This is a genomic window from Bacillus sp. 7894-2 (genome assembly GCF_002272225.1).
In the GTDB taxonomy this organism is placed as follows: Bacteria; Bacillota; Bacilli; order Bacillales; family Cytobacillaceae; genus Cytobacillus.
Genome location: NZ_NPDG01000092.1, coordinates 1 through 12,808, shown reverse-complemented (window position 1 = coordinate 12,808; position 12,808 = coordinate 1). Strand labels below are relative to the sequence as shown.

General features: G+C 42.2%; 12 protein-coding genes. 4 read left to right on the top strand and 8 right to left on the bottom strand.

Translation table 11 applies throughout. The features are described 5' to 3' along the window. Positions 1–48 precede the first annotated feature (48 nt). Entirely contained in the window at positions 49–696 is a 648-nt protein-coding gene (locus CHI10_RS13945; protein ID WP_095244851.1) for an acetoin utilization AcuB family protein, read from the top strand. Then, entirely contained in the window at positions 693–1,865 is a 1,173-nt protein-coding gene (locus CHI10_RS13940) for an acetoin utilization protein AcuC (RefSeq protein WP_095244850.1), read from the top strand. The genes CHI10_RS13945 and CHI10_RS13940 overlap by 4 nt, the downstream gene beginning before the upstream one ends. A gap of 77 nt (positions 1,866–1,942) precedes the next feature. Here CHI10_RS13940 and motS read toward each other — a convergent pair whose 3' ends face one another. From motS to CHI10_RS13920, 4 genes are all read right to left on the bottom strand, one after another. After that, positions 1,943–2,674: a flagellar motor protein MotS gene (motS, locus tag CHI10_RS13935; RefSeq protein WP_095244849.1), complete on the bottom strand. Its 732-nt coding sequence runs from the start codon at positions 2,672–2,674 to the stop codon at positions 1,943–1,945. After that, positions 2,664–3,482 carry a flagellar motor protein MotP gene (gene motP / locus CHI10_RS13930; RefSeq protein ID WP_095244848.1) on the bottom strand — a complete coding sequence of 273 codons (819 nt, stop codon included), beginning with the start codon at positions 3,480–3,482 and terminating at the stop codon, positions 2,664–2,666. The genes motS and motP overlap by 11 nt, the downstream gene beginning before the upstream one ends. Before the next feature lie 235 nt (positions 3,483–3,717). Beyond that, positions 3,718–4,716: a catabolite control protein A gene (ccpA, locus tag CHI10_RS13925; protein ID WP_095244847.1), complete on the bottom strand. Its 999-nt coding sequence runs from the start codon at positions 4,714–4,716 to the stop codon at positions 3,718–3,720. A gap of 298 nt (positions 4,717–5,014) precedes the next feature. Beyond that, a complete protein-coding gene (locus tag CHI10_RS13920; protein WP_076261985.1) occupies positions 5,015–6,091 on the bottom strand; it encodes a bifunctional 3-deoxy-7-phosphoheptulonate synthase/chorismate mutase in 1,077 nt (358 codons plus the stop codon). 273 nt (positions 6,092–6,364) lie between these two features. Between CHI10_RS13920 and pilM the strand changes: the two genes are divergently transcribed. Next, complete coding sequence (gene pilM, locus CHI10_RS13915; protein ID WP_095244846.1) at positions 6,365–8,542, top strand: cell division protein FtsA; 2,178 nt, start codon at positions 6,365–6,367, stop codon at positions 8,540–8,542. A 30-nt stretch (positions 8,543–8,572) separates the two neighbouring features. Here pilM and ytxJ read toward each other — a convergent pair whose 3' ends face one another. The 3 genes from ytxJ to CHI10_RS13900 all read right to left on the bottom strand — a co-directional run bounded on the left by ytxJ (position 8,573) and on the right by CHI10_RS13900 (position 9,984). Then, entirely contained in the window at positions 8,573–8,902 is a 330-nt protein-coding gene (gene ytxJ, locus CHI10_RS13910) for a bacillithiol system redox-active protein YtxJ (RefSeq protein WP_095244845.1), read from the bottom strand. Between the two features lie 70 nt (positions 8,903–8,972). Next, the gene (locus tag CHI10_RS13905; protein ID WP_095244844.1) at positions 8,973–9,476 is read right to left on the bottom strand and encodes a YtxH domain-containing protein; all 504 of its coding nucleotides are present in this window, start codon (positions 9,474–9,476) and stop codon (positions 8,973–8,975) included. Positions 9,477–9,498: 22 nt separating this feature from the next. After that, positions 9,499–9,984 carry a DUF948 domain-containing protein gene (locus CHI10_RS13900; RefSeq protein WP_095244843.1) on the bottom strand — a complete coding sequence of 162 codons (486 nt, stop codon included), beginning with the start codon at positions 9,982–9,984 and terminating at the stop codon, positions 9,499–9,501. Between the two features lie 227 nt (positions 9,985–10,211). Here CHI10_RS13900 and CHI10_RS13895 point away from each other — a divergent pair, with 227 nt between their 5' ends. Continuing rightward, positions 10,212–11,327: an aminopeptidase gene (locus CHI10_RS13895; protein WP_095244842.1), complete on the top strand. Its 1,116-nt coding sequence runs from the start codon at positions 10,212–10,214 to the stop codon at positions 11,325–11,327. A gap of 56 nt (positions 11,328–11,383) precedes the next feature. Here CHI10_RS13895 and murC read toward each other — a convergent pair whose 3' ends face one another. Further along, on the bottom strand, positions 11,384–12,679 hold the full coding sequence (gene murC, locus CHI10_RS13890) for a UDP-N-acetylmuramate--L-alanine ligase (protein ID WP_095244841.1): 1,296 nt from the start codon (positions 12,677–12,679) through the stop codon (positions 11,384–11,386). Positions 12,680–12,808: the final 129 nt, after the last annotated feature.

Here is a 12,808-nt window from a genome sequence, read left to right as displayed (position 1 = left end):
GGAAAACCCCCACTGATTGAAGTTTCACTTTATAAGGAGGCATTTAAAGTGATTGTTGAAGAAATTATGAAAACGGATGTCACGGCTTTGTCAAAAGAAGACACGATTGCCGACGCCATAAGAATTATGAGCGAAAAAAGAATCCGGCATTTGCCGATAACAGATGAAGATGGCAGACTCCAGGGACTTGTAACAGACAGGGATATTCGGGATGCCACACCTTCTATTTTTCATACAGAACTGTTTAAGGAAGATCTGCAGAGACCGTTAAAAGTTATTATGAAGACAGATATCATCACTGGTCATCCGCTTGATTTCGCTGAAGAAATTGCCGCGGTTTTTTATGAACAGCGGATTGGCTGCCTGCCTATATTAAACGATAATAAGCTGGTTGGGATTGTCACAGAAACCGATTTGCTTCATACATTAGTTCAATTGACGGGTGCTCATCAGCCAGGCTCCCAGATTGAAGTTAAGGTGCCAAACAAGGCGGGCATGCTGTTTGAAATTGCTGAAGTCATTTGCAAAAGGAAAGCAAATATCCAGAGTGTCCTTGTATATCCTGACAAAACGGATGATAAATTCAAAATATTGGTGATAAGGGTACAGACAATGAACCCTACACTTGTAGTGGAAGATTTGAAAAAAGCAGGCCACCACGTTTTATGGCCAAATATGCCGGGGATTTCACTATGACACATGATTCAGTATTTGTTTATTCGGAAGACCTGCTGAATTATAAATTCGGCAAAAATCATCCTTTTAATCAGATAAGGCTGAAGCTGACACTCGATTTGCTCAAAAATATAAATGCCATCGATGATTGTCATATTATCCCGCCGCGCCAGGCTTCAGATGAAGAGCTTCACCTGATTCATGATCCAAATTATGTGAATGCTGTCAAGCTTGCCGGCCGTGGACAGCTTCCTGAGGAATCATGTGAAAACTATGGTCTCGGAACTGAGGACACACCCATATTCCCCAATATGCATGAAGCGAGCTCCTTTTTAGTTGGAGGCACCCTGGCAGCCGTTGATGCCGTAATGAACGGACGTGCTAAGCATGCACTTCACCTTGGAGGAGGCCTACACCATGGTTTTCGGGGAAAAGCCTCCGGATTTTGCATTTACAACGATAGTTCAGTAGCCATAAAGTACATGCAGGAAAAGTATAAAGCCCGTGTTCTGTATGTAGATACTGATGCTCATCATGGTGACGGTGTCCAATGGTCATTTTATGATGACCCGGATGTATGCACCCTATCCATTCATGAAACAGGACGATACCTCTTTCCCGGTACCGGAAATATCAATGAACGGGGACAAGGGAAGGGATATGGATTCTCTTTCAATATTCCCGTGGATGCATTTACTGAAGATGATTCCTGGCTGCATGCATACCGTACAGCTTTTCGGGAGGTTGCGGAATTTTTCAAGCCTGATGTAATTCTGACGCAAAATGGGGCTGATGCCCATTACCTTGACCCTCTTACCCATTTATCATCGACTATAAAAATCTATAGGGAAATTCCGAAACTGGCTCATGAAATTGCCCATGAATATTGCGGAGGAAAATGGATTGCAGTCGGCGGCGGCGGATATGATATTTGGAGAGTTGTTCCCCGGGCATGGGCCATGGTTTGGCTGGAAATGACTGAAAACTCTAATTGTTACGGCAATATCCCGGAGGAATGGATAAATAAGTGGAAAGAACACGCACCTGTGCCTCTTCCATCTGAATGGGAAGATCCGGCAGATTTATATAACCCTATCCCCCGAAAAAGTGAAATAACTGAAAAAAATGCCCGGACATTGGACAAGGTTCTTTATCCCATCCGGAACAAATCAATGACAGAGTCTAAATAAGAAAGTGACTGGCCGGAAACATCCGGTTGCCATTTCTTCACACGCAAATAAACAGGTCTGGCTTTTGCCAGACCTGTTTATTGATTGTTCTCTTCATTAAATTTCGGATCAGAAATAATAATTTCAACACGTCTGTTCTTCTCCCAATTTTCCGGTCCGGAATTGGGAACGATGGGACGGGTTTCCCCATAGCCGACAGCCATAAATCTGTGGCTGTCAAGTTTATGCCCTTCTGTTAAATATCTGATTACCGTACTGGCCCTGGCAGCAGATAACTCCCAATTGGACGGATATCTGTATGTGGTTATGGGCCGGTCATCAGTATGTCCTTCCACCTTCACCAGGTTGGGCATATTTGCTAACAGGGTTCCTACTTTATCCAGGAAAGGGTATGAGCTGTCTATAAGACTGGCCTCCCCGGATTCGAATAAAACCTGTTCCTGCAGGACAAGAACGACACCACGCTCCGTCCTGTTTGCCACTATAACCTCTTCTAATCCATTCTCCTCCAGAAAGGACTGTATTTCCATCAGGAGCTCATCAAGCGAATCAGATTGACCGCTGCCTTCTTCTTCCGTATTTTCTTCCATTTCTCCCTGATTCTCCGCGGGGATGATGGACTGCTGGAAATCAAGCACCTGCCTGTCCCGGAAGGAGTCAGATATAGCCTGAAATTTCATTAAATCGATCTGTGACATTGAAAAAAGCAGAATAAAGAAAACCAATATTAATGTGACGAGATCTGAGAAAGTCACCATCCAGCGTGGAGCGCCCTTGGGAGGCTCAGGAGATCTTCGCCTACGCCTCATGATCCAATGCCTCCCCCGCGTTTACAGCCCTCTCAAGCTCTCTTCGTTCCTCAGAGGATAAAAAGGCGCTCAGCTTCTCCTCCAGAATTTTTGGATTTTGACCGGATTGAACACCGATGACCCCTTCAATAATGATTTCCTTTAAAAACACTTCCTTCTCTGTCTTTAAAGCCAGCTTTGCTGCCATTGGCAAAAAAACAAGATTGGCCAGAAGTGAGCCATATAAAGTAGTCAATAAGGCAATGGCCATATTTGGCCCAAGAGTGGAGGGATCATTTAAATTTTTCAGCATCAGAACCAGGCCGATCAGAGTTCCTATCATTCCCCATGCCGGTGCATATTCACCCGCTCTTTCAAGAATGCTTCTGCCTTTTCTGTGCCTCTCTTCCATTGCCATTATTTCGGCATTCATAATGTCAGTAATGACATCCGGCTCTATGCCATCCACAGCCAGATAAATGCCTTTCCGAATAAAAGAATCTTCGACTTTCCCGACTTCAGCCTCGAGCGACAGAAGTCCTTCACGCCGGGCACGCTCAGAGAGTTTGACAAAAATGCCAATCAGCTCGCCAACGCTTTGTTCTTCATTGGAAAAAACCTGCTTAAAAACTGTGGGCATATGCCTGATATCTTTTAATGGAAAACTAACAAGCAGCCCGGCTATTAATCCGCCTAAAACAATAAGGATAGAGGAAAAATCAACAAATGATAAAAACCCATCTGCTCCACCATTCCACATAATCCCAAAAATGAGCATAGCCAGGCCCACCATTAACCCAGCAGGTGTTAACATATCGAACTTTCTCATACTCTCTCTCCCTGATCCACTGCATTATAAAAGTTTTAGGATAAATTTTGACAGAAAGAAACGCCTTTCATATTAAGGCGTTTTTCTTTCTACCCTTGTCCAGCTGCAGCGCCTAGCCCCTCGAGTCACTTCGGTCCAGATGCTGAAGTCAAAGAACGACTTCAACTTCTGGCCCTCCAGCGCTTGTCGGGGCTGGTCGAGGCGCTTCCGCTTTTCTTTTATATCGGCATATTTCTTATTTTGTTGAGCTTCGTTCTTCAATTCGATGTGGGAGTACAACAATTTGCTCATCGACAGATTCTTTATTCATAAGTTTTGTAAGCAATCTCATCGCAACTGCACCGATATCATACAATGGCTGTACAACTGAAGTCAGCTGGGGACGAACCATTAAGGTCAATCTGGTATTGTCTGAGCTGATGACCTCAAAGTCTTTCGGGACATCATAGCCTTTATCCTCAGCCCCATGGACGATTCCCAAAGCCATCTCATCAGATCCCGCAAAAATAGCAGTTGGGCGAGGTTCGGCCTCAAGCAGTTTCTCAAAGGCTTCTATACCTGAATCGTACGTATAATCTCCTTCAACCACCAAATCCTCGCGGAAGGATACTTCAGATTCTTCCAATGCACGCTTATAACCTGCAAGCTTCTTTTCCTGGTTAATCGGCTCACGGAGCGGTCCTACCACAAGTGCTACATCTTTATGGCCTTTTTCAATAAATGACTTTGTGACATCAAATGCTGCCTGTTCATAATTAATATTTACTGAGGGAATTTTGCCTGTTTCTTCAATAGAGCCGGCCAGCACGATGGGAACCGGAGACTTTTCAAACTCTTCAACAAGCTCGGACGTAATGTTGCCGCCCATGAAGACTATACCATCCACCTGTTTCCCTAGCATAGTATTGAGCAAGTGCAGCTCTTTTTCGATATTCTGGTCGGAGTTGCTGAGAATGATATTATATTTGTACATTGTCGCAATATCTTCTATGCCCCTTGCCAGTTCAGCAAAAAAGGTGCTGGAAATGTCGGGAATGATTACACCGACTGTAGTGGTTTTCTTGCTTGCCAATCCTCTTGCAACCGCGTTTGGACGGTATCCAAGCCGGTCAATTACTTCCATAACTTTCTTTCTTGTTGCCGGTTTAACATTCGGGTTGCCATTTACAACACGAGAAACCGTTGCCATTGATACATTCGCTTCTCTTGCCACATCATATATTGTTACATTCATTACTGACACTCCTTCTTTAATTAGCGGTCACTTCTATTACTTTATATTTTACAGCAACACGACATAACCTACTCATTTTTTATCCTAATTTGTGAGTAGTTACACATGACAATTATGTATTTAATCATACGACAGTCCAGTAATTGCCGCAATGTGAAGGCTTATATTTCTGAAAAAAACTTAAAACTTCCTTTATAAGCGAAAAAAAGAGCCGCCTGCCATTAGCAGAAGGCTCTCCATATTTTGAATAGTTCCGTTGATGCCGAATCAGAATGCGCGAACGGCTCTTATTCAATGATCATACTTTCAGCAATGCTGAAGATTGCAGTTCAGACATAAAATGGTCAAATTGATTTAAGTCCATTTGCTGTGCTGAATCTGAAAGGGCAACAGCCGGGTCAGGATGAACTTCTGCCATTACGCCATCTGCGCCGATTGCCAGCGCGGCCTTTGCTGCCGGAAGAAGCAAATCTCTGCGGCCTGTTGAATGTGTAACGTCAACCAGTACAGGCAAATGTGTCTCCTGCTTAAGGATTGGCACTGCTGAAATATCCAGTGTATTGCGTGTTGCCCGTTCGTAGGTGCGGATTCCCCGCTCACAAAGGATAATCTGTCCGTTCCCCTGGGACATGATGTATTCCGCTGCATTAATGAATTCTTCAATTGTAGCTGCAATTCCCCGCTTTAATAGAACTGGCTTATTTACAGCGCCCGCTGCTTTTAATAGCTCGAAGTTTTGCATGTTTCTTGCACCAATTTGAATGACATCAATATAATTTACAGCTGTTTCAATATCATTTGGGCTTACAATTTCAGAGATAACTGCCAAATCGTATTCATCTGCCACTCTTTTTAAAATTTTCAGCCCTTCAAGCCCAAGACCCTGAAAATCGTATGGCGATGTTCTTGGTTTATAAGCTCCTCCGCGAAGAAGCTTTAGCCCTTTTGCTTTTACAGCTTCAGCAACAGTTGCTACCTGCTCATAAGATTCAACTGCACATGGGCCAAAAACAAGATGAGGATTGCCATCTCCTACTTTTTCACCTTTTAAGTCCACAATTGTGTTTTCAGGCTTCTTTTTGCGTGAAACAAGAAGCGCTTTTCTATGATCATCTTTTTGAAGTTCAAGACCTGCTTTAAAAATTTCCTTGAACATATGCTCAATTGTTGAATTTTCAAAAGGACCGTCATTATGCTCTTTTATCAAATCAAGCATTTTGCGTTCCCGGACAGGATCATAACGATAAACCCCTTGTGTTTCCTTTACTCTTCCGATTTCTTGAACAAGTTCTGCTCTTTCATTGATTAAAGATAAAAGCTGAAGATTCAGCTCATCCACTCGATCACGAAGTTTATCTAGTTCATTATTGCTCATTTCCTGTCCCTTCCTTTCGAATCTCAATTTAAGCCGTGTTGAATTTTAGGATTATGCAGAAAGCCCGCACCCTAAGCACGAATTAAGCATTTCCATCTTTTTCTTTTACGGCCTCTCGATATATGATACATTTTTTATAATTAGGGTTATTATATATGAATTATTCAGACATGTCACGAAAAATTTCTTTATTAATTAAACGCTTTTAAGTAATAAAGCAACCTTAAGGCAAAATTAAGCATTCTATGACAATTCAAAAGAAGGTGTATTGCTTTGGACGAACAAAAAAAGCTTTTTGCACTGGATATCGGCACTCGCACAGTGGTCGGAATTATTCTGGAGGAAGACGGCGGCCAATACCATGTGAAAGACATCGTGATTAGGGAGCATGCAGAAAGGGCCATGCTCGATGGCCAGATCCATGATGTTCCGGCTGTTTCGAAAATTATAGCAGAAATAAGAGATGAACTTGAAGTGAAACACGGCCCATTAAATAAAGTTTGTGTAGCAGCAGCTGGCAGGGCTTTAAAAACAGAAAGATCTAAAACATCGATCATCATTAAAGGCAAACCGATGATGCAAAAACAGGATATAATTCACCTTGAATTAAGTGCGGTTCAGCAGGCACAGGCAATCGCAGCAGAAAAGCAGGCAGCCGAAAAAAGCTATTATTACTATTGTGTTGGATATTCGGTTTTATACTACCATCTAGATGGGGAGGAAATCGGCAGCCTGATTGATCAGCAGGGGGATGAAGCATCTGTAGAAATCATTGCTACCTTTCTGCCGAAGGTTGTAGTGGAGTCACTCATCTCAGCTCTTCATAGGGCTGGCCTGGAAATGGAAGCCTTAACACTTGAGCCAATCGCAGCTATTAATGTTCTGATCCCGCCTTCAATGAGAAGACTGAATGTGGCACTTGTTGATATCGGTGCCGGAACATCCGACATTGCCATAACCGATTTGGGGACAGTTACTGCATTTGGAATGGTGCCTGTAGCAGGCGATGAGATCACCGAAGCCATTAGTGACCAGCTTCTGCTGGACTTCCCTCTGGCAGAAAAGGCAAAAAGAGACTTGCACGAATCCGATATGATTACTGTCACGGATATTCTCGGCTTCCAAACAGAAATCAGCAGAGAAGAGACAATTGAAAAAATATCTCCAGCTCTGGAACGTTTGACAAATTCCATTTGTGAGGAAATAATGCGGCTGAATAACAGGCCGCCAAAAGCCGTCATGCTGGCAGGCGGCGGGAGCTTAACACCCGGATTGCCTGAAAGGATAGCGAACAGATTGGGCCTACCGGCAAATAGAGTTGCAATTAGAGGAATTGATGCTATCAGCGGGCTGCATTTACCGGATAATACAGACAAGGGCCCTGAGTTAGTCACCCCAATAGGAATTGCGATAGCCGCTAAAAAAGCGCCGGTCCAATATTGTACTGTTTACGTCAACGATCAGCCTGTCCGGCTATTTGAGGTTAAAAACCTGACAGTCGGGGATTGTATGCTGGCAGCAGGAATTAAAATGAATAAGCTCTACGGGAAGCCTGGCCTTGCCATGATTATCAATTTAAACGGGCAAAACATTACGATCCCGGGAAGCCATGGAGAAGCTCCAGCCATCACTCGAAACAGCCTCCCAAGTGCATTAGATGAAGAAATCAAATCAGGGGATATCATAACCGTTTCAAAAGGGCGTGACGGATTGCCTGCTGATGTTTGCATTAAGGATTTAATTGATGAAGTCCCGGAAAAGTCTATCACTATTAACGGAAAACAATTTACAATTCATCCTGCCATTACCTGTAATGAAAAGGTTGCCTCGCTCGAGCAGACTCTTGCTGATCGGGATAAAGTGGAGTGCAGAGTACCGGAAACTGCTGAAGAAATCTTAACAATTTTAAATCTGAATAATTTATTAAACGAGCTTAAAACTTTTCGAATCAGCATTAACGAAAAAGAGACTTTTCTGCCGCGTCATTCCGGAAAGCTTTATAAAAACGGCCTTGAGGTTAATTGCCACAGCATCGTAGATAATGGTGACAATCTTCGCATTGAAAAAGGCAACACTCTGACCGTAAAGGAATTAGCAGATATTAAGCAGCTGGCACTTCAGGAGAGCATCCCTGTCATTTTTAACAGCAAGAAATTAGAGCTGTCCAGGCGAATACTCGAATTTCAGAGAGAAGGCGCTGTACTGACCGAAGATGACGTGATTTCTGCTGGAGATGCGATAACAATCCTGAAAAAACCAAGATCCCCCTTTATTTTTCAGGATATATTCAGCCATGTTAATGTCGATATGCCTGCTTCCTCTTCCGGAGGCTTCATCCTTTTGAAAAATGGGGAAAAAACATCTTTTCATGAATCAGTAGAGCCTGGTGACCATCTTAAAATTGTGTGGCCTTCCATAAATAATAAGCATTCCACTATTAAATATAGCTAGAAATTAAAAACCCATCCGATTGGATGGGTTTTAGCTGTTTTCCTTCACTGCATTCAAAAGGGAGTCATATGTAATCTTCCAATGTGATGCATGCCATACAACATCTCCATTATTAAACAGAATTGCCTGAGGCGATTCATGTTTGATATGAAAAGTTTCTGCAATGTGATTGGACAAAGGGCGATCCTCCTGAACAACCAGGTAATAAGCATTAACATCTTTATGCTCTTTTACAAAGCTATCATATTCTTCATAAGCTGCACCGCTCACAGGGCATGTAGAACTGTGTTTTAATAGCAGCAGCTGCTCTCCTGATTCTACGGCTTGATCAAATGCTTCATGACTATCAAATTTTTTCATTTTTCTCTCCTCCTAAAATCAAACAACGGTGAAGTTATCGTACCACTTCACCGTTGTTTAAACAAATAGTTTAGTTATACTTTTGCTCGGTTTCGTCAAAAGCTTTTTTTGTTTCTTCCAGTTTCATTTGGATTTCCGCATCATTGACTGGCGCGTTTCCTTCAGTCTGGAATGTTTCGTTATTGATAGCTGCTCCCTCTTCTTCGGCTGAGCCGTTTGCAGAAGCTTGTCCATTTTGATAGTCTTTTAAGTTCTTCACTTTATTTACAAGCTCATTGGATTGTTTGGTTACTGTTTGAGTTAACACATTTGTTTTCTCTTTTGCAGCATTAGCCAGTTCAGTTCCTTTTGTCATAGCTGTTTCGCGGTACTGCCCCGATTTTTCCTTTAGGATGGCCGCTTTTTCGCTTAAATCACTTTGGAGCTCTTTTCCTGATTTTGGAGCCAGGAACAAAGCTGTAGCTGCGCCAACCATTCCTCCTATAAGAGCACCAATCATAAAATCCTTCGTATTGATATTTTCCTCAGTTTTTACCTGGTTTGAATCAAATTGATTACGGTCTTGGCTATTCATTCTCCTTTTTCCTCCTCTAATTCTAGTATCGTGCTCTTTCTCTCTGGCGTTCGGGCGGAAGCATTTGTTTCTCCCCGACATTGTACTGATAAGGGTCTTCTTTTTTCATTTTCCACTTATCCTTGATTTCAAGGAGAACATTGCTCCACTGAACCACCTGTGAGATTTTATCTTTATTCTGTTCAAGCTGTGTGTTAACAGAAGATGTGATTTTCTGAATGGATCCATTAAATTTGCGGACAGAGTCACCAACTTCTTTTACCGCAGTTACAACACTGTTCAGATTCTCTGACTTTTGCTGAATATCTGTTGCCAGTGTATTTGTTTTGTGCAGAAGAACTGTAGTTTCCTTCGTAACACCGTCTAATTGCCTTTCAAGGCCTGCTAATGTGTGTGAAACGTTATCTAATGTCCCTTGCAAGGATTTTAATGTTTTAGCCAAATAAATGACCAAAACAAGGAATGCAATAGCAATGACTGCTACACTTAAGTATAAAATTATTTCCAATTCCTACACCTCCGGTTGTCTGTATACTAACTTTTTACCCAGATGCACTGCCTCTAAACCAGGAGTACATTAATAGATTCAACTTGCAAAGTCCAAATTCCTTCTCATTCGGGTATTTTCATCAGTTAAAGTAAATATTAGCATAATTGGAAAAGGTTAAACAAAACCATCCATTTCGGTTACAATAATAGTTGTCGGAAAAATAAATTTAATGGAGGTATATACGCATGAAAGATCCCCGTATTGAAAAACTCGCCAAAAATTTGATTAACTATTCAGTCCGTCTTCAGAAAGGCGAGAAAATCCTTATTGAAAATTTTGGACTGCAGAAGGAATTGGTGACGGCACTGGTAAAGGAAGCATACGCTGCTGGAGGATACCCTTTTGTCTCCTTAAAAGATCATCAGGTGGATCGTTCCCTGCTTTTAGGAGCACAAGAAGAGCAATTCAATATGATGGCTGAATTTGAAGCAAATGTTATGAGCAAAATGGATGCATACATAGGACTTCGCTCTGGAGAAAACATCAACGAGCAGGCTGATGTGCCGGATGATAAAATGAAAATCCATGGTTCAACAATTGGACAAAAAGTACATAGAGAAATTCGCGTGCCAAAAACGAAGTGGGTAGTTCTGCGCTATCCAAATGCTTCCATGGCTCAGCTTGCTAAAATGAGCACAGAGGCATTTGAAGATTTCTACTTTGATGTCTGCAATTTGGATTACGGCAAGATGGATAAAGCGATGGACAGCCTTGTCGAATTAATGAATAAGACCGATAAAGTCCGGATCACCGGTCCTGGTACAGACCTGTCCTTCTCGATTAAGGATATTCCTGCAATCAAATGCTCCGGTCAGATGAATATTCCTGATGGAGAGGTTTACACTGCCCCTGTACGTGAGTCTGTGAATGGAGTTATCACTTATAACACACCATCCCCATACCATGGTTTTACATTCGAAAATGTCAAGCTGACATTTAAAGACGGGAAAATTGTTGAAGCGGAAGCCAATGACAGTGAACGCATCAATAAAATCTTTGATACGGATGAAGGTGCACGCTATATTGGTGAATTCGCCATTGGAGTTAATCCATACATTCTCCATCCGATGCAGGATATCCTGTTCGATGAAAAAATTGATGGAAGCTTCCACTTTACACCCGGACAGTGTTATGACGAAGCGTACAATGGAAATAAATCAAATATCCACTGGGATATGGTCAACATCCAGCGCCCTGACTATGGCGGCGGCGAAATCTACTTTGATGATGCATTAATCCGTAAAGACGGGAGATTCGTCATTGCTGAACTGGAAGCGTTAAATCCAGAGAGCTTAAAGTAGGATCACAAGTCTATGTAAAAAAGGATGCTTCCTGAGCGGAGCATCCTTTTTATAAATTATATTTGATTTTCGTATGCCTGCTGGAATTTTTGGATATCTCCGGCACCCATAAACATAATTACACTTTCTTCATGATTTCTTAGGATCGCTGTTTCTTCCTCATTTAAAATTTGTGCATTAGGAATTTTATCCTTTAAATCATTGATCGTGAGTTTACCATGGTTTTCCCGGGCAGAGCCAAAGATTTCACATAGATAAACTTTGTCAGCCAAATTGAGGCTTGATGCAAAATCCTCAAGAAATGCCTGAGTCCTCGTAAATGTATGAGGCTGGAAAACGGCCACAACTTCCTTTTCAGGATACTTTTGTCTGGCAGCTTCTACAGTTGCCTTAATTTCTGTCGGATGGTGGGCATAATCATCAATAATGACCTGAGAGCCTACTTTCTTCTCGGAGAATCTTCTTTTTACCCCTTCAAAAGAAAGAAGCTGTTCCTGAACAATCTTTGCATCAATCTCTTCATAATGACATAAAGCGATGACAGCTAAAGAGTTCAGAACGTTATGATCTCCATAGGCGGCAATTGAAAACGTCTCATAGAAGGTATTGCGGACAAAAACGTCAAATGTTGTCCCTTCAGTCGTCTTAACAACATTGCGTGCCTGGAAATCATTTTCTTCTCCGAAACCGTAAAATACGACAGGCACTTTAGCCTGTATTTTTTGCAGCTGTTCGTCATCACCGCATGCAAAAATGCCCTTATTCACTTGCCAAGACATCTCCTGAAAAGCAGAGAAAACATCTTCAACATTGGCAAAGTAGTCAGGGTGGTCGAAATCGATGTTTGTCATTATCGCATAATCCGGGTAATAAGAAAGGAAGTGTCTTCTGTATTCGCAAGCTTCAAAAACAAAATACTCAGCTTCTTCGTCCCCTTTGCCCGTACCGTCTCCAATAAGGAATGAAGTTGGTTTTGCACCTCTCATAACATGTGCAAGCAAGCCTGTAGTGGATGTTTTCCCATGTGCTCCTGTCACTGCAACGCTTGTGAAATTCTTCATAAAATCACCTAAGAAGCGGTGATAGCGCACAACAGGCAAGCCAAGCTTCATTGCTTCCTCAATTTCTTCATGCGTGTCCGGATATGCATTCCCGGCGATTACCGTCATGCCCGGCTGTATATTTTCCTTTTGAAAGGGAAGGATCTTTATTCCGGATTTTTCAAGTGCCACCTGCGTAAAAAAGTGTTTCTCAAAATCGGAGCCTTGAACCTGATAGTTCATATCATGCAGAACTTGTGCCAATGCACTCATTCCGGACCCCTTTATACCTACGAAATGGTAAATAGTCATATAAAGAACCTCCAACCATCGTATATCTGTAAAACAGTATATGACATATATCTAGTTTTGCGCATATCCCCTGAGAAGACATGCTTCCGTGACTGTGCTGCTATGCTGTTTCGCTGTTATTTATATAAA